This window comes from Streptomyces sp. NPDC093085, assembly GCF_040683935.1.
Classification (GTDB): domain Bacteria; phylum Actinomycetota; class Actinomycetes; order Streptomycetales; family Streptomycetaceae; genus Streptomyces.
The window spans coordinates 182,578-199,313 of the sequence record NZ_JBFBFB010000006.1 but is presented as its reverse complement, the minus strand read 5'-3'; the positions used below and the strand labels follow the sequence as shown (position 1 = coordinate 199,313).

The following is a 16,736-nucleotide window of genomic DNA, read 5'->3' as shown; positions in this document are numbered from 1 at the left end:
CTGATTCTACGAGCGCCCTCGCCCACGCCCGCAGCCGGTACGACGCGTGGTCACCCGGGCCGGGCCCGCCGCCCGACACCGGCCGGCACCCGCCCGCAAAGAACAGACACCGGCCGGCACCGGCCGGCACCGGGTTGATTGCCTCCCCCGTCATGAGCGTTTAGCGTTATGGTCATGACAGAGTGGATTCTCGACCGCACGTTCCCGAGTTCGTCCGGCGAGATCCGCTGGACCGAGCTCGGCCCGCCCGGCCTGCCGCCCGTCGTCCTGCTGCACGGGACCCCGTTCTCCTCCTACGTCTGGCGCACCGTGGCCCGCGCCCTCGCGCGGGACCACCGGGTCCTGGTCTGGGACATGCCGGGGTACGGCGCCTCGGAGCAGAGCGCCGGGCAGGACGTGTCGCTGGACGCCCAGGCGCGGGTCTTCACCGAACTCCTGGACCACTGGGGCCTGAACGGCGGTCCCGGGCGGACACCTGCCGTCGTCGCCCATGACTTCGGCGGATGCGTGGCCCTGCGGGCCCGTCTCCTGCACGGCGCCGCGTACGAACGGCTGGCGCTGGTCGACCCGGTGGCGCTGGCGCCCTGGGGATCGCCCGCCTACCGGCTGCTGGGGGCGCACAGCGAGGTCTTCGGGCAACTGCCGCCCGCCCTGCACCGGGCACTGGTGCGGGAGTACGTCTCCTCGGCGAGCCACCAGGGACTGGCGCCCGCCGTCCTGGAACGACTGGTGGACGCCTGGTGCGGGGCGGCCGGCCAGCCCGCCTTCTACCGGCAGATCCAGCAGAACGACCAGCGGTACACGGACGAGATCCAGGGCCGGTACGGGGAGTTGGGGCTGCCCGTGCTGATCTGCTGGGGAGCGGAGGACACCTGGATCCCCGCCGCCAAGGGGAAGGAGCTGGCCGGGCTGATCCCGGGCGCCGAACTGCGGCTGCTGGCCGGCGCCGGCCATCTCGTCCAGGAGGACGCGCCGGAGGAACTCACGACGGCGGTCGCCCGCTTCCTGCTCGACGGGGGCCCCGGTCCGCGGACCAGGAGCGTGGGTCAGTAGACAACTCCTCGGAACGCCGAGCCTCGTGGTGGAGCGGTGGTGTCGGGCGGTGCCGCGGACGGGGACAAACTGGCGCTTGCCGTGTGCCGCCGCGGTGAACCCGGCGTCCTCGGCGAGGTGACGCTCACCCTGGCCGACGCCCGCGCGGCACAGGCCGAGATCGGCTGGACCCTCGACCCACGTCACCAGGGCCACGGCTATGCGACCGAGGCGGCCGGGGTGCCGGCCGGGTTCGCCTTCGACCGGCTGGGCGTGCACCGGCTCTACGTACGGCTGGATGTGGAGAACACCGGGTCCGTGCGGGTCTGTGAGCGCCTCGGGATGCGCCGGGAGGCGCACCTGGTCGAGAACGACCTCGACGGGGACCGCTGGGGCAGCGAGTACGTCTACGCGGCGCCGGCCGCGGACCTCGCCGTTCGGCCGGACATCAGCCAGTTGAGCCCGACGCCGCCGACCGCGCCGACGGTGCCGGCGAAGACGACGTTCCGGGCGTTCGTCCCCGATCAGATGATCCTGGCGGCCTGCGCCGAGAAGCGCGGGTTCCCGCCGTATGGCCCACCCTGCTTCACCGGACCCGGACGAACGGCCGCGACCGGCCATCAGCCGATCCACGACCGCTCGCCGGCCGGGTCATCGCCGACCCGCGCTCCTCGCCCGTGCGGCCGGGCCTCCCCTCGCCCGCCCGGAGCGTCCTCAGCCGCGTGGCGCGCGGGCGAGTTGGCGGGACTGGGCCACCAGCCGGTCCGCGCTGTCCCAGATCTCCGCGTCCTCCTCCAGGAAGCCGCCGGCCAGGTTACGGGTGGTGACGGCGGCGCGGAGCGGCCCCGGGGCCGGGCGGCAGCGGATGTGCGCGGTGAGCTCCACGGTCGGGGTCCAGCCGCTCAGCCCGAGGTCGAAGGCGGCCGGGGGCAGTGCGTCGAGAGCGAAGAGCAGCGAGAGCGGGTCGGGGGCGCGGCCGTCGGCGAGTTCGAACCAGGCGCGTATCTCGCCCCGCCCGGAGGGCTCGCCGACCGCCCACCCGACGGTGGCGGGGTCGAACCGCATGCCGAGGCGCCCGAGAATCGCGAAGTCGCCCTCCAGGGCCGGCCCCTCGTCAGCCGAGACACAGCGCTCAGGGGGCGGCATCTCGGGCGGCTTGGCGGCGGTGCGCACGTCGTCGGAGAGGGCGTCGAGGAAACCGTACGAGGCGAGGAGCCGGATCCGCTCCACCTCCTGGCCGTCCTCCCCGCCCTGGAAGAGGGAGGCCTGCCCGGTGGAGAGGGTGCGCCCGGTGCGCACGGTCTCGGTCCGTACGGTGGCCGGGCCCGGTGTGGAGGGGGTGAGGAAGTGGGCGGAGACGGCGAAGGGGTCGGGGTTCGGCAGGGTCTCGCCGAGCGCGCGGCCCATGAGGGCGAGCAGATAGCCGCCGTTGACGACGTTCAGGATGGTCCACCCCGGGTGGAGCCGTGTGTCGTAGACGCCGGGGGCGCGGAGGGTGACGGCGGTCTCGCGGTCGAACTCGCTGTCACCGATGGTTGCCTGAGCCATGGGCAGCACGCTACAGCAGCTACGTACTAAGCGGTAGCTTATGCGACCGCCACGACATACCCGCGACCGGGCGGGGAGGCCGGGAGGCGCGGGCAGGCAGGCAGAGGGAGACAGGGAGGCAAGGGGTACGCGGCCCCGTGTCCCCGGCTAGGAGGGCTCCTCGGCCGCCGAGGAGCGGCGGTTCCAGGCGCGGGGCGCGCGCCAGTGGTACCGCATGGCCAGGAGCCGCAGGACGAACCCGGTCACCACGGCGACCCCGATCGTGGCGCCGTTGAGCACGTCGAAGGCGATGAAGACGGCCGCCAGCGTGGCGCCGACCAGGGCGGGCACGGCGTAGAGGTCGCGGTCCCAGCGGAGCAGCGAGGGGACCTCGTTGGCGAGGATGTCGCGGAGCACACCGCCACCGGCGGCGGTGGCCATGCCGAGCACGACAGAGGAGGTCAGGCTCAGCCCGTACTCGGACGCCTTGATCGTCCCGGTGACGCAGAAGAGGCCGAGACCGGCCGCGTCGAAGACGTTGATCGCGCCCTGGATCCGCTCGACGTGAGGGTGGAGGAAGAAGACGATCACGGTCGCCACCAGCGGCATGGAGAAGTAGCCGAGATCACTGAAGGCGGCGGGCGGGACGGCCCCGATGATCAGGTCGCGGAGGAGTCCGCCGCCCTGCGCGGTGACCTCGGCCATCACGGCCATGCCGAAGACGTCGAAGTTCTTGCGGACGGCCATCAGGGCGCCCGAGATCGCGAAGACGAAGATGCCGACCAGGTCGAGCGAATGCTGGACGGAGGGGGTGAACAGGTCGTGGAGCACCCGCACATTGTGCCGGGCCCCATGAGCGGCGGCGCCGACCGGCCCCGCCCCGGCGGATGCGGCGTCGGGGTACCGGAGATCCTCCGGTACCCCGACGCCGTACGTGTACGGGCTACTTCTCCGTGACGGAGTCCGACGCCCCGGACGCCTCAGCGGTCCCGGAGGTCTCGGCAACCCCGGAGGTCTCGGCAGACCCGGATGCCTCCGTAGACCCGGACGCCTTCGTAGACCCGGACGCCTCCGTAGACCCGGACGCCTCCGTAGAACCGGAGCTCTCGGCAGACCCGGACGCCTCCGCAGACCCGGACGCCTCAGCGGCCCCGGAGCCCTCCGCAGACTCAGAGGCAGAAGCCTCCGTCACCTCCGCCGCCTCCGTCACCTCCGCCGGCTCGGTCGCCTCCGTCGCCTCCGCCGCCCCCGAGACATCCGCCAGCTCGATCGTCTCGCGCGTCGCCACCGACACCGTGTCCTGCGGGCGCTGGTCCGGGGCGTTCTCCGGGTGGTGGCAGGCGGCCTGGTGGCCGGGGGCCAGTTGGAGCAGAGGGGGCTCCGTGGTCTTGCAGACCTCCGTCGCCTTCCAGCACCGGGTGTGGAAGCGGCAGCCGCTCGGCGGCGAGATCGGGGACGGCACATCGCCCCGGAGCAGGATGCGGTCGCTCTTGCCGCCGCGCCGGCTCGGGTCGGGCACCGGTACCGCGGAGAGCAGCGCCTTCGTGTACGGGTGCATCGGCGACTCGTACAGCGACTTGCGGTCGGCCAGTTCGACGATCTTGCCCAGGTACATCACCGCGATCCGGTCCGACACATGGCGGATGACGGAGAGGTCGTGCGCGATGATCACGTACGTCAGCCCCAGCTCCTCCTGGAGGTCGTCCAGCAGGTTCACCACCTGGGCCTGGATCGAGACGTCCAGCGCGGAGACCGGCTCGTCCGCGACGACGAGCTTCGGGTTGAGGGCGAGCGCGCGGGCGATGCCGATGCGCTGGCGCTGGCCGCCGGAGAACTCGTGCGGGTAGCGGTTGTAGTGCTCCGGGCTCAGGCCGACCAGCTCCAGCAGCCGCTGCACCTCCTTCTTCACGCCGCCCTCGGGCTCGATGCCCTGGAGGCGGAAGGGGGTGGAGACGATGGCGCCGATGGTGTGGCGGGGGTTCAGCGACCCGTACGGGTCCTGGAAGATCATCTGGATGTCACGGCGCATCGGCCGCAGCGCACCGGTGGAGAGGTGCGTGATGTCCCGGCCCTCGAACTCGACCTTGCCGCCGCTCGGTTCGAGCAGCCGCGTGATCAGCCGGCCCATCGTCGACTTGCCGCACCCGGACTCGCCGACGACCCCCAGGGTCTCCCCGGGCCGTACGTCGAAGCTGATCCCGTCGACCGCCTTGACGGCGCCGACCTTGCGTTTCAGCACGCCCTTGGTGATCGGGAAGTGCTTGACCAGGTTGTCGACCCGGAGGATCGGCTCGGCATCCCCCGCCGGGGAGCCTCCCGCGTCCGTACCCGCCGCGACCTGTTCCGGAATCTTCTTGGTCAGCTCAGTCACAGCTTCGGCGCAATCTCTTCGGTCCAGATCTTTTCCCGCTCCGTGCGCGACATGTGGCACGCGGAGAAGTGCCCGTCGGTGATCTCCTGGAGGTCAGGGCGGACCGTACGGGTGAGGTTGTCCTTGGGGACGTCGGCGTACGGGCAGCGCGGGTGGAAGGCGCACCCCGAGGGGACGTTGATCAGGCTGGGCGGGGTCCCCTTGACCGGTACGAGCCGGTCGGTCTGGTCCCGGTCGATGCGCGGCATCGAGCCCAGCAGGCCCCAGGTGTAGGGGTGCTGCGGCTGGTAGAAGACCTTCTCCGAGGAGCCGCGCTCGACGCACCGCCCGCCGTACATCACGAGCAGGTCGTCCGCGATCTCGGCGACGACGCCGAGGTCGTGGGTGATGATGACGACCGCCGAGTGGAACTCCTTCTGGAGGTCCCTGATGAGGTCGAGGATCTGCGCCTGGACGGTGACGTCGAGGGCGGTCGTCGGCTCGTCGGCGATGAGCAGTTCGGGGTTGTTCACCAGCGACATCGCGATCATCGCGCGCTGGCGCATCCCGCCGGAGAACTGGTGCGGGTAGTCGTGGTACCGGCGGGCCGGCTCGGGGATCCCGACCCGGTCCAGCATCTCGACCGCCCGCTTCTTCGCGGTCTTCTTGTCGACCTTGTTGTGGACGCGGTACGCCTCCACGATCTGCGCGCCGATGCTGTAGTACGGGTGGAGCGCGGAGAGCGGGTCCTGGAAGATCATCGCCATCTTGTGGCCGCGCAGCGCTCGCACCCGTTCGGGGCCCGCGCCGATCAGCTCCTCGCCGTCGAGCCAGATCTCGCCGGAGATCCGGGCCCGCTCGGAGCTGTGCAGCCCCATGATGCCGAGCGAGGTCACGGACTTGCCGGAGCCGGACTCGCCCACGATGCCGAGGGTCTTGCCGGCCTGGAGGTCGAAGCTGACCCCGTCGACGGACTTCACCAGACCGTCGTCGGTGTCGAAGTGGATGCGCAGGTCCCGTACGGAGAGGAACGCGTCCCCAGGAGCCGACGTCCCGTCCGGGGCCGACGTCCCGCCCGGGGCCGGGTCCTGAGCGCTCGCGTCCTGCTTCTTGCTCACGTCGCTCATGAGAGCCTCACCCGGGGGTCGATCGCGGCGTACACGAGGTCCACCAGCAGATTGCAGAGAACGATGAAGAAGGCCGCGACCAGCGTCACACCCATGACGATGGGCAGGTCGCTGCGGGTCACGCCCTGGATGGCGTAGGCGCCCATCCCCTGGAAGCCGAAGACCTTCTCGGTGATGACGGCGCCGCCCAGGAGCAGCGCGAAGTCCATGCCGAAGATGGTGACCAGCGGGGTGAGCGCGGCGCGCAGCCCGTGCTTGACGACCACCTTGCCCTCGCGCAGCCCCTTGGCCCGCGCGGTCCTGATGTAGTCCTCGCCCATGGTCTCCAGCATCCCGGCGCGGGTGAGCCGCGCGTACAGGGCGGAGTAGAGGAAGGCGAGCGTGAACCAGGGCAGGACGAGGGTCCGCGCCCATCCGACCGGGTCGTCGGAGAAGGAGACGAAGTCACCCTGCCAGGAGCCGACCACGGCGAGCACGACCAGACCGGTGAAGAACATCGGCAGCGAGACGCCGGCCAGGGCGACGCCCATGGCGAGGCGGTCGAAGAGCGAGCCCCGCTTGAGCGCGGAGAGGACGCCGATCGCGACACCGGAGAGGACCCAGACGACCGCCGCGCCGATGGCGAGCGAGAACGTGACCGGGACGCGCAGGAGGATCTCGGGCCAGACCTCGAGATGGGTCTTGAAGGAGTACCCGAAGCACGGCGCGTGGCAGACCGAGGGGTTGGGGCCGAAGTTGTACTCGGCGCCGACCACGATGGCCTTGATGAAGTTCCAGTACTGGAGGTAGAGCGGGTCGTCCAGCCCCAGGTTCGCCTTGATGGCGGCGATGGCGTCGGGGTCGGCGCCCTTGCCGACGTACTGGGCGGCCAGCGAGTCGGTCGTCTGGCCGCCCAGCCGGGGCACCAGGAAGAAGATCGCGAACGTGACTGCGCTGACCACCAGCAGCAGCAACACCGCGGCGAATACGCGTCGGATGATGTACGCAGCCACAGCCGTGCGGTACCGGTTCTTCCGGGCGGGGTGCGCCCGGCCTGGCCGGCACCTTCACCTGCCTTTCGGGGGGTGCTGATTGATGTAACAGGTGCGAGGGCCCCTCCTGGCGGTACGGAAGGAGGGGTGACACCCGGTCGGGTCCCGCCGGGCCTGGTCGGCGGCCGGCGGGACCCTCGGTGCGTGGTGCGGGCCCGGAGCGGTGTGCCCGGGCCCGCGGGGTGTTACTTGGCGGAGCTCATCAGCACGTAGTCGTACATGCCGAGGTACGACTCCGCGACGGTGACATTGGTCGCCGACAGCGGGCGGTAGAGCAGGTTCTTCTTGTAGAACAGCGGCACGGCGGACGCGTTCTCCATGACCATCTTGTCGACCTCGGCCCACTTCTCACCGCGGGCGGCGGTGTCGAGGGTGCCGATGCCGTCGACCAGCGCCTTGTTGATCTTCGGGTCGTTGAGCTCCATCAGGTTCGTGCCACCGGACGGCTTGATGGCCGAGCCGTTCACGATCGAGTCCAGGAAGCCGTAGCCGGTGGGCCAGTCGGCACCCCAGGCCATCATCATCAGACCGGCCTTGTTCTTGTGGACCCACTCGGGCGAGCCCGCGAAGTCGGTGAAGTACTTGTCCGCCGGGAACTGCTTGATCTCGGCGTCGATCCCGATCTTCTTCAGGGACTGCTGGATCTGCGTGGCGGCCTGGACCTCGTCGGGACGGTCGGAGCGCGCGGTCAGCGAGGTCTTGAAGCCGTTCGGCTGCTTGCACGCGGCCAGGTGCTCCTTGGCCTTCGCCTCGTCGCCCTTGCTGTCCTTCGACGGGTACAGGTCGAACTTCTTGTACCCGGCGACCGACGGCGGGATCATCGTGGAGGCGGGCTCGCCCTTGACCGAGCCGCCGACCGCGTCGACCACACCGGACTTGTCCACGGCGTACTGGACGGCCTTGCGGCACTCGATGTTGTCGAACGGCTTCACGTTGACGTTCATCGCCAGGTACTGGAGCGCGCCCGCGTACGGGTTGTCCGTCTGCGCCTTCTCGTCCGCCTTGACGAGGACCTTCGGCTGGGTCTTCGACTGGAGGCCGGTGCCGGCGATGTCCGCGGTGATCGAGTCGTCGAGCAGGTGCTCGTCGAGCGTGGTCGCGTTGACGTTGAACTTCAGCTCGATCTTGTCCGGCAGCGCCTTGCGGATCGGGTCCGTCTTCGGGTCCCACTCGGGGTTCCGGGAGAAGGTCGCGCCGCGGCTCTCGCTGTACGAGTCGAACTTGTACGGGCCCGAGGAGACGATGTTCTGGACGTACTCGGCGCCCTTGTCGGCCTTGCGCGGCACCGGCGCGGTCTGCGAGAACGTGGCCAGGTAGTCCATGTCCGCGAACGGCTTGCTCAGCTTGAAGACGATCGTGTACTTGTCGGGCGTCTCGATGGACTTGATGCCCTCGGGCGACTTGTCCTTGTACGGGCCCTTGTACTTGTCACCGCCTTCGAGGTACGCCTTGAAGTACGTCGGGCCGTTGGACATGGCCTCGGGCGCGAAGTTGGAGCGCTCGATGGCGTACTTGACGTCCGCGGAGGTGACCTCCGTGCCGTCCTGGAACTTCACGCCCTTGCGGATCGTGTACGTCCAGGTCTTGGCGTCGGGGCTCGCCTTGCCCAGCGAGGTCGCGAGGTCGGGGACGACCGTCAGGCCCTCCTTGCCCGCGGCGGGCTTGAAGCTGACCAGGGAACGGGCGTACAGGCGGGAGAAGTTCTGCACCCAGCCGTAGTACGTGTTGCCCGGGTCCAGGGAGTCCGGGCCACTGGAGTGCTCGTACGTGACCGTCCCCCCCTTCTTGTCGCTGGCGTTGACGATGCTGGTCAGACCGGCATCGGCCTTCGCTTCGCCGCCCCCCTTGCCGTTCTTCTCCGTGCTGCCGCCACCGCAGGCGGTCGCGCCGAGCGCGAGCACCAGCGTGACGGCGGTGGCCGACGCGATCTTTCTGCTGTTCATCCTGAGGAAAGCCCCCTCGATCGACGGTGCGGCAGGGCCGCGTTTACTTGCCACGGGGGTCGAGTGCGTCACGCAGACCATCCCCCAGCAGGTTGAAGGCCAGCACGGTGATGAAGATCGCCATGCCGGGAATGATCATGTACATCGGGTCGACCTCGTAGAGGTCGACCGCGGTGGAGAGCATGCCGCCCCAGGAGGACTGCGGCGGGGCGATCCCGACGCCGAGGAAGCTCAGCGACGCCTCGAAGAGGATGTTGGTGGGGATCAGCAGCGTCGAGTAGACGAGGATCGGCGCGATCAGGTTGGGCAGCAGCTCGCGGAAGAGGATGAACGGGCCGCGCGCGCCCAGCGACTTGGCCGCCTCCACGAACTCCCGCTCGCGCAGGCTGAGCGTCTGCGCCCGCACGATGCGGCCGATGTACGGCCAGCTGAAGAAGCCGATGACGAAGATCAGGACGGCGATACGGAGCGAGAGCCCGTCGAGGCCGAACACATTGCCCTGGAGCGAGGCCGAGATGGAGATCGCGAAGAGGAGCAGCGGGAAGGCGAGGAAGGTGTCCATCAGCCGGCTGATGACGCTGTCGGCCCAGCCGCCGTAGAAGCCGGCCACGACGCCCATCACGACGCCGATGACGACGGAGAGCAGGGTGGATCCGGCGGCGACGACCAGCGAGACCCAGGAGCCCTCGATGATGCGGGCCAGGAGGTCGCGTCCGGTCTGCGGTTCCACCCCCAGCGGGTGGTCCCAGCTCATCCCGCCGAAGCTGCCCTTGGGCGCCAGCAGGACGGGGTCGACGAGATCCTGGTTGAAGGCGTTGGGGTCGAGGCCGAAGAGGGACTGGAGCGGCTTGGAGAGTACGGCGACGAGGATCAGCAGGATCACGACGATGCCGCCCGCGACGGCGACCTTGTCCCGCTTGAAACGCGTCCAGGCGATCCGGCCGAGCGAACGGCCCTCGATCTGCTTGCCCCCGACGCCCGCCGGCACCGCTTCCGGCTGCGCCTGCGCCGCCGACCCGGTGGTCTCGATAGGTGCCGTCATTGCGCTGGAGACCCCTCTCGGCCGACGGTGGCCGGCCCATGACCGCCGCTGTAGCGGCTTGTTCACTGCATTGATGTCGGCATGGTGGGCTCCCGATGGGGGGGAGCTGCTTGTGTCAGCGCTTCGCCCACACATCCTTCGCACATATGTGCCGAGGCCACCTGCCTCAGGGAGTCTTCAGCCCCATCGCGATCACCCGCCACCCCCAACGGGGAATGTTTGCTCAACCGTGATGCGATCAGAGGGTTACCGTTATACGGACACCACTTACCGCCTCAGCGGACGATTTTGGTGGCCAATCAGTCGGAATCCGTCAGAACGGGCAGAGCACTCCCCCCGTTCCTCCCCTGGCCGTGCGCTCAGTATGCGCGCGAGGCGGGGGGCGGGTAGCCGTATCCGGAGGACTGGACCGGCGCCGCGTGCGCCGCGTGCGCCTCCCGGTCGTAGAACGGACGGGCGTTGGCCCGCAGCCACATCGTGATCGGGTCGTACTCGTCGGACATGGCGACGGTGGAGACCGGCAGCCCCTCCGGTACGGCGGCGATCGACTGCCGCATCATCGTGCGGACCGAGTCCACGGAGGCCTGCCCCGTGTCGTACAGGTCGAGCCCGATCGCCAGATACGGGGCGCCGAGCGCGGGCTGCACCCAGGCGCGGCGCAGCGCCCGCACGGCCGGGGTGCGGTGCGCGTTCTGGGTGAGCAGGGCGTAGAACTGCGGGAGCTGGATGGCCGGTTCGGAGAGCCGCAGCGGCCCGGCCGGCATCCGGTCGAGGCCGGTGGCGATCCGGCGCAGATCGAGCCAGGGGATGCCGAGACCGCCGCCGGGGGCGTGCGGATTGAGCCAGATCCCCCAGCGGTCGGGGTAGAGGGCGCGGGCGATGTCGCGCCCCGAGACCACTTCGTGCGCCCGGGTCCAGCCGCTGGCGGAGAGCTCGTGAGCGGAGGTGACACAGGGCGCGTAGCCGAGCCCGTCGACCTCCATGTTGCCGTACTGGGCGTCGGGCGAACCGGCCCGGCCGTGCCAGAGCAGCATCCAGACGCTGTCGTCGGCGAGCGCCTGGAGCAGCGCCTCGTACGCGTCGTACCGTCCCGGCGTCACCTGGCGCAGCATGTGCTCGACCTGCCCGGCCGCCGCGGTGCCTGACGCGCTCACTCTGGGTCCCGCCCCTCGTTCGATCCACCATTCGTGCCGCTCCCCGGCGCCGCCCCGCCGCCACGGGACTCCCGCGCACCGGGGCCCCGGGGAGGACCCGCCGCGCGGGCGGTGCGCCGGCCCGGCCATCAAACCAGCTTAGGCGGCTGGCCTGACACCGACTTGACGGCGGGTGTACGTGCCGCATAGGCGGGAACATGCGGTACGGCTGGTTCCGGCCCCGGAGGCCGGGGTTGTGGCGGTGATGTGCCCGCGAGTACGGCTCATACCCGCCCGGGCCGGTCGTACCCCTGCTTTCCGCCACCAGGTCGGCAACGGTTCGGACGCGTTCGCGGGGACGGTTCAGGACCGTTCGTAGAAGGGCCTGACCTTGCCGAGCATCCACTCCCCGACCGGGTCCTGCGTCAGGTCGAGCAGCAGCAGATTGACCGGCCAGCCGACCGGCACCCGGCCCAGGGCACGGCCGAGCGCGTCCATCGGGGCGTTGCGGTCGGCGGCCTCCCAGGAGGAGAGCTGGACGCCGATGAAGAGGACCGGCGGCTCGCCCTCGACGCTGGCGAGGGCGCGGCGGGCGGTGGCCACCGTGCCGGTCGCCGCGAACTCGGCGGAGGCGGCGGAGAGGAAGTCGACCGGGTCCTCCTGCCAGTCCGGTTCGAAGAGCCGGACCCGGCCCCCGCTGGCCGGGCCGTCGAGCGGCGTACGGCCCACCCGGCAGAGCTCGGCGACGGCGAGCGGCGGCAGCGGGGCGCCGACCGCGCCGCCGGGGTTGATCGCGATGCCGAGCTGCGGGGGCAGCCCCCGGGCGAACTCACGGGCGGGCGCGACGGTGCACGGCATGTGCTCGCCGACGCAGCTCAGGAACTGCCCGCGGGAGCTGAAGACCGGGACGTACGGGGCACCGTCGATCTCCATCGTGGGCAGATCGAGCGAACCGCTCTCGGGCCCGCCCCCGTTCGGCAGCGGCACCCAGATCTCGCTGCGCCCGAGCACCTCGACCAGCCGCGCGCCCGCCGCGTCGTTCCCGAGCGAGGCCGAGAGCACCTCTTCCAGCTCGTTGCCCGGCCATGCCGTGTTCACCACGGTTTCCCCTCCACCCACGTACTTCCACCCACGTATTTCCGCTTTCTGCGCCAGACCTTAATGCCGTACGGGGCCGCCCGTGTCCCCCCGCGACGGCAGCGGCAGGGCCGCCGGGAGGAAGGCGATCCGGCGCAGCGCGGCCGCCGCGTCCCGGTCGAGGAGCACGGCGGAGGCGCACCCCTCGGGGGGCCGGCCCGCCGCCGTCCCGGCGAGCAGCCGGGCGACGGCGCCCCGGTGGCGGGCGAAGGCGTATCCGGAGACGCCCCGGCCGCGCTCGCGCTGGCCCGCGCGGGCGGTCTCCGGCGGGACGTCCAGCACCAGCAGGTGGAGCCGCCGGCCGCGCGCCCTGGCCTCCCGGGCGAGCCAGTGCCGTACCCAGGTCTGCGTCCCGCAGTCGTGCACGACCAGGGAGGCGCCGGAGCGCAGGGCGCGCCCGAGCCCGGCGTAGTGCGCGGCCCGCACCAGGGGGCGGTAGACGGCGTACGGCAGCGAGGGCGGCAGTCTGCGGGCCCAGCGGTCCCGGGTGTCCTGCGAGTCGATGGCGCCGGCGGGGACGGCGCGCCGCATCAGGGTGGACTTGCCGCTGCCGGGCAGCCCGGAGACGACCACCAGGTCCCCGGCGTCGAAGTGCAGGTCGAAGGGGGGCGCGCCGGGGCCGCCGCCGGGCCCCCGGCCGCGCAGATCGCGTACGGCGGGCGGGCCCGGGTGGTCCACGCCCCCGGCCGTGGCGCACGCGCCGGCCGGGGCGCACGCGCCGCTCCCCTGCGGGATCATCGCCGCCCCCCTGTCACCTAAGTCGTTCACATCCATCGGTCAGCTCGATCCGCCCGGTCGCACCGTCTCCCGGCCCCTGCCCGGGCCCGGAGCCTGGCCCGGGCCGGTGGCCCCTGCCCGCCAAGTGTAAAGAATTGGCAATCTCTCCCCGGCTCTCTCCGGTGTCCCCGATGTGAGAATGCGGTGTGAACCCCTCGCACGCCCCGCCGTACGCCTCGCGCGCGCCCCGCCCCACGACCCCTCGCGCGCGCCGCGACCGCCCATGCGATGATGTGGCCGCCAACCCGATGTACCAGCTGGACCAACTGCATACCGGCCGTTTGAATCCGCGCGGGAGAGTCCCGGTCACCCTGTGCACCGGGCGCCGAAGGAGCAAGTTCCTCCCTTGAATCTCTCAGGCCCCGAACCGCGTGGACGAGGCAGATCTGAAAAGCGGGCCGTACCACCGGCGTTGTGGCCGCGGCTCCACCCAAGGTGCAAGTCATGACCTCCCTTACGGAGGGTCGTGACGAACCTCTCAGGTTCCGATGACAGATGGGGAGGACCGTCCTCGTCCTATGCCCTGGGAGCCACCCCGCGATGACCGATACGCCCCATGCGACCCATGCCACCCCGGCCGGTACACCCGGCGGGACCCCGCGCCGTACCGCCCTCGACGCCACCCACCGCGCGCTCGGCGCGACCATGACCGACTTCGCCGGGTGGGAGATGCCGCTCCGCTACGGCAGCGAGCGCGAGGAGCACCTCGCCGTCCGCACCCGCGCCGGGCTCTTCGATCTCTCGCACATGGGCGAGATCACCGTCACCGGACCGGAAGCGGGGCGCTGCCTCGACCACGCGCTCGTCGGCGACCTCGGCGCCCTCGCCGTGGGCCGGGCCCGCTACACCATGATCGTCCAGGAGGACGGCGGCATCCTGGACGACCTGATCGTCTACCGCCTCGCCGAGGACACGTACCTCGTCGTCGCCAACGCCTCCAACGCCGGGACGGTGCTCGCCGCGCTCACCGACCGCGCCGCCGCCTTCGACGCCGCCGTACGCGACGACCGCGACGCCTACGCCCTGCTCGCCGTCCAGGGCCCGGAGTCCCCCGGCATCCTCAAGGCGCTCACCGACGCGGACCTCGACGGGCTGAAGTACTACGCGGGGCTGCCCGGCACCGTCGCCGGGGTCCCCGCCCTGATCGCCAGGACCGGCTACACCGGCGAGGACGGCTTCGAGCTCTTCGTGGCCCCCGAGCACGCGACCGCGCTCTGGCAGGCGCTCACCGAGGCCGGCGCGGGCGCCGGGCTGATCCCCTGCGGGCTCTCCTGCCGGGACACGCTCCGCCTGGAGGCGGGGATGCCGCTGTACGGGAACGAACTGTCGGCCTCGCTCACCCCCTTCGACGCGGGCCTCGGCCGGGTCGTGAAGTTCGGCAAGTCCTCCGGCGACGGCGCCTTCGTAGGGCGTACGGCGCTGGAGGAGGCGGCCGCGCGGGCCGCGTCCGCGCCGCCCCGCAAGCTGGTCGGCCTGATCGCCGAGGGCCGCCGGGTGCCGCGCGCCGGCTACCCGGTGGTCGCCGGCGGCGCCGTCGTGGGCGAGGTCACCTCGGGCGCCCCGTCGCCGACCCTGGGCCGGCCGATCGCGATGGCATACGTGGACGCCGCGTACGCCGCGCCCGGGACGGCGGGGGTCGGCGTCGACATCCGGGGCACGAGCGAGCCGTACGAGGTCGTGGCGCTCCCCTTCTACCGCCGCCCGAAGTAGCCCCGGGCCACCGCCGCCCGAAGCAGCCCCGGGCCCGCTCGCCCTCTCCCCCGGGGGCCGGATCCGCCCGGGGCCGTCTCGCTCCGTAAGACACCAGTTCCGCACCACTCCCCCGCGTACAGGAGAATTCAGGTCATGAGCAACCCCCAGCAGCTTCGCTACAGCAAGGAGCACGAGTGGCTGACGGCCGCCGAGGACGGCGTGTCGACGGTCGGCATCACGGAGTACGCGGCCAACGCCCTCGGCGATGTCGTGTACGCCCAGCTCCCCGAGGTCGGTGACTCCGTGACCGCGGGCGAGACCTGCGGCGAGCTGGAGTCCACCAAGTCCGTCAGCGATCTGTACGCCCCGGTGACCGGCGAGGTCACCGAGCGGAACCAGGACGTGATCGACGACCCCTCGCTGGTGAACTCCGCGCCCTTCGAGGGCGGCTGGCTGTTCAAGGTACGCGTCACCGAGGAGCCGGAGGACCTGCTCAGCGCGGCCGAGTACGCAGAGTTCTCCGGCCAGTGATGTGACGCCGCTCACCACGCCGACCCCGCACCAAGAGACCCCAGGGACCGTGATGTCTTCGAAGTCGCTTCTGAACGCCTCGCTCCACGAGCTGGACCCCGATGTCGCCGCCGCCGTCGACGCCGAACTCCACCGCCAGCAGTCCACCCTCGAAATGATCGCCTCGGAGAACTTCGCGCCGGTCGCGGTCATGGAGGCCCAGGGCTCCGTACTGACCAACAAGTACGCCGAGGGCTACCCCGGCCGCCGCTACTACGGCGGGTGCGAGCACGTCGACGTGGTCGAGCAGATCGCCATCGACCGGGTGAAGGCGCTCTTCGGCGCCGAGCACGCCAACGTACAGCCGCACTCGGGCGCGCAGGCGAACGCGGCGGCGATGTTCGCGCTGCTCTCCCCCGGCGACACGATCATGGGGCTGAACCTCGCGCACGGCGGGCACCTCACCCACGGCATGAAGATCAACTTCTCCGGCAAGCTCTACAACGTGGTCGCCTACCACGTGGACGGCGAGACCGGCCAGATCGACATGACCGAGGTCGAGCGGCTCGCCAAGGAGTCCCGGCCGAAGCTGATCGTGGCGGGCTGGTCGGCCTACCCCCGTCAGCTCGACTTCGCGGCGTTCCGCCGGATCGCGGACGAGGTCGGCGCGTATCTCATGGTCGACATGGCGCACTTCGCCGGTCTGGTCGCGGCCGGGCTGCACCCCAACCCGGTGCCGCACGCGCATGTCGTCACCACGACCACGCACAAGACCCTCGGCGGTCCGCGCGGCGGCGTGATCCTCTCCACCAAGGAGCTGGCCAAGAAGATCAACTCCGCGGTCTTCCCGGGCCAGCAGGGCGGTCCGCTGGAGCATGTCATCGCGGGCAAGGCGGTCTCCTTCAAGGTGGCGGCCACGGAGGAGTTCAAGGAGCGCCAGCGCCGCACTCTGGAGGGCGCCCGCATCCTCGCCGAGCGCCTCGGCCAGGCGGACGTCACCGAGGCGGGCGTCTCCGTCCTCTCCGGCGGGACCGATGTCCACCTGGTCCTGGTCGACCTGCGCGACTCCGAGCTCGACGGCCAGCAGGCCGAGGACCGGCTCCACGAGGTCGGCATCACCGTCAACCGCAACGCCGTCCCGAACGACCCGCGCCCCCCGATGGTCACCTCGGGCCTCCGGATCGGCACCCCGGCGCTGGCCACCCGCGGCTTCACGGCGGAGGACTTCACCGAGGTCGCGGATGTCATCGCCCAGGCGCTGAAGCCCGCGTTCGACCGGGAGGCGCTGGCGGCCCGGGTCACCGCCCTCGCCGCGAAGCACCCGCTGTACCCGGCCCTGTAACCCGTAACCGACCGGGCCGCACCCCCGTCCGTACGGGCTGAAGCACCGCCGGGGCACCGCGCCGCACCGACCACCACCCGGGAACCACCCCGG

At 71.2% G+C, this 16,736-nt stretch carries 14 protein-coding genes, 1 pseudogene and 1 riboswitch; of the genes and pseudogenes, 5 read left to right on the top strand and 10 right to left on the bottom strand.

The genetic code is table 11. The features are described from left to right. The first annotated feature begins 174 nt into the window (after positions 1-174). Together AB0O07_RS19625 and AB0O07_RS19620 are read left to right on the top strand one after the other, a co-directional pair. Positions 175-1,053 (top strand): alpha/beta hydrolase, encoded by an 879-nt coding sequence (locus AB0O07_RS19625; RefSeq protein WP_365634772.1) that lies wholly within the window; start codon positions 175-177, stop codon positions 1,051-1,053. Positions 1,054-1,107: 54 nt separating this feature from the next. Continuing rightward, a pseudogene (locus AB0O07_RS19620) lies at positions 1,108-1,446 on the top strand (GNAT family N-acetyltransferase); the annotation flags it as partial. A gap of 300 nt (positions 1,447-1,746) precedes the next feature. Here the strand turns inward: AB0O07_RS19620 and AB0O07_RS19615 are convergent. The 10 genes from AB0O07_RS19615 to AB0O07_RS19570 all read right to left on the bottom strand — a co-directional run bounded on the left by AB0O07_RS19615 (position 1,747) and on the right by AB0O07_RS19570 (position 13,060). Continuing rightward, positions 1,747-2,580, bottom strand: a complete 834-nt coding sequence (locus AB0O07_RS19615) for a thioesterase family protein (RefSeq protein ID WP_365634769.1) — start codon at positions 2,578-2,580, stop codon at positions 1,747-1,749. A gap of 147 nt (positions 2,581-2,727) precedes the next feature. Next, entirely contained in the window at positions 2,728-3,390 is a 663-nt protein-coding gene (locus tag AB0O07_RS19610; protein WP_365634766.1) for a trimeric intracellular cation channel family protein, read from the bottom strand. Between the two features lie 112 nt (positions 3,391-3,502). Next, entirely contained in the window at positions 3,503-4,909 is a 1,407-nt protein-coding gene (locus tag AB0O07_RS19605; protein ID WP_365635291.1) for a dipeptide ABC transporter ATP-binding protein, read from the bottom strand. A gap of 17 nt (positions 4,910-4,926) precedes the next feature. Continuing rightward, positions 4,927-6,036 (bottom strand): ABC transporter ATP-binding protein, encoded by a 1,110-nt coding sequence (locus AB0O07_RS19600; protein ID WP_365634763.1) that lies wholly within the window; start codon positions 6,034-6,036, stop codon positions 4,927-4,929. Next, positions 6,033-7,028 carry an ABC transporter permease gene (locus tag AB0O07_RS19595; RefSeq protein ID WP_365634760.1) on the bottom strand — a complete coding sequence of 332 codons (996 nt, stop codon included), beginning with the start codon at positions 7,026-7,028 and terminating at the stop codon, positions 6,033-6,035. Before AB0O07_RS19595 ends, AB0O07_RS19600 begins: the two co-directional genes overlap by 4 nt. A 224-nt stretch (positions 7,029-7,252) precedes the next feature. Further along, positions 7,253-9,010 (bottom strand): ABC transporter substrate-binding protein, encoded by a 1,758-nt coding sequence (locus AB0O07_RS19590; RefSeq protein ID WP_365634757.1) that lies wholly within the window; start codon positions 9,008-9,010, stop codon positions 7,253-7,255. A 43-nt stretch (positions 9,011-9,053) separates the two neighbouring features. Further along, a complete protein-coding gene (locus AB0O07_RS19585) occupies positions 9,054-10,052 on the bottom strand; it encodes an ABC transporter permease (protein ID WP_365634754.1) in 999 nt (332 codons plus the stop codon). Between the two features lie 359 nt (positions 10,053-10,411). Then, positions 10,412-11,206: an enhanced serine sensitivity protein SseB C-terminal domain-containing protein gene (locus AB0O07_RS19580; protein ID WP_365634751.1), complete on the bottom strand. Its 795-nt coding sequence runs from the start codon at positions 11,204-11,206 to the stop codon at positions 10,412-10,414. A 342-nt stretch (positions 11,207-11,548) separates the two neighbouring features. Continuing rightward, a complete protein-coding gene (locus AB0O07_RS19575) occupies positions 11,549-12,283 on the bottom strand; it encodes an enhanced serine sensitivity protein SseB (protein ID WP_365635289.1) in 735 nt (244 codons plus the stop codon). Positions 12,284-12,343: 60 nt separating this feature from the next. Continuing rightward, positions 12,344-13,060 (bottom strand): AAA family ATPase, encoded by a 717-nt coding sequence (locus tag AB0O07_RS19570; protein WP_365634749.1) that lies wholly within the window; start codon positions 13,058-13,060, stop codon positions 12,344-12,346. Between the two features lie 321 nt (positions 13,061-13,381). Next, positions 13,382-13,479: riboswitch (glycine riboswitch) on the top strand. Positions 13,480-13,639: 160 nt separating this feature from the next. Here AB0O07_RS19570 and gcvT point away from each other — a divergent pair. The 3 genes from gcvT (at position 13,640) to glyA (ending at position 16,643) form a co-directional block, all read left to right on the top strand. Beyond that, the gene (gene gcvT / locus AB0O07_RS19565; RefSeq protein WP_365634746.1) at positions 13,640-14,809 is read left to right on the top strand and encodes a glycine cleavage system aminomethyltransferase GcvT; all 1,170 of its coding nucleotides are present in this window, start codon (positions 13,640-13,642) and stop codon (positions 14,807-14,809) included. A gap of 135 nt (positions 14,810-14,944) precedes the next feature. After that, the gene (gcvH, locus tag AB0O07_RS19560) at positions 14,945-15,322 is read left to right on the top strand and encodes a glycine cleavage system protein GcvH (RefSeq protein WP_365634743.1); all 378 of its coding nucleotides are present in this window, start codon (positions 14,945-14,947) and stop codon (positions 15,320-15,322) included. 52 nt (positions 15,323-15,374) lie between these two features. Continuing rightward, complete coding sequence (gene glyA, locus AB0O07_RS19555; RefSeq protein ID WP_365634740.1) at positions 15,375-16,643, top strand: serine hydroxymethyltransferase; 1,269 nt, start codon at positions 15,375-15,377, stop codon at positions 16,641-16,643. Positions 16,644-16,736: the final 93 nt, after the last annotated feature.

What these genes read in the sequence shown, in the direction of transcription:
- AB0O07_RS19625 (WP_365634772.1), top strand. Translation starts at nt 175, where the DNA reads ATGACAGAGTGGATTCTCGACCGCACGTTCCCGAGTTCGTCCGGCGAG.
- AB0O07_RS19615 (WP_365634769.1), bottom strand. Translation starts at nt 2,580, where the DNA reads ATGGCTCAGGCAACCATCGGTGACAGCGAGTTCGACCGCGAGACCGCC.
- AB0O07_RS19600 (WP_365634763.1), bottom strand. Translation starts at nt 6,036, where the DNA reads ATGAGCGACGTGAGCAAGAAGCAGGACGCGAGCGCTCAGGACCCGGCC.
- AB0O07_RS19590 (WP_365634757.1), bottom strand. Translation starts at nt 9,010, where the DNA reads ATGAACAGCAGAAAGATCGCGTCGGCCACCGCCGTCACGCTGGTGCTC.
- AB0O07_RS19585 (WP_365634754.1), bottom strand. Translation starts at nt 10,052, where the DNA reads ATGACGGCACCTATCGAGACCACCGGGTCGGCGGCGCAGGCGCAGCCG.
- AB0O07_RS19570 (WP_365634749.1), bottom strand. Translation starts at nt 13,060, where the DNA reads ATGATCCCGCAGGGGAGCGGCGCGTGCGCCCCGGCCGGCGCGTGCGCC.
- gcvT (WP_365634746.1), top strand. Translation starts at nt 13,640, where the DNA reads ATGACCGATACGCCCCATGCGACCCATGCCACCCCGGCCGGTACACCC.
- gcvH (WP_365634743.1), top strand. Translation starts at nt 14,945, where the DNA reads ATGAGCAACCCCCAGCAGCTTCGCTACAGCAAGGAGCACGAGTGGCTG.
- glyA (WP_365634740.1), top strand. Translation starts at nt 15,375, where the DNA reads ATGTCTTCGAAGTCGCTTCTGAACGCCTCGCTCCACGAGCTGGACCCC.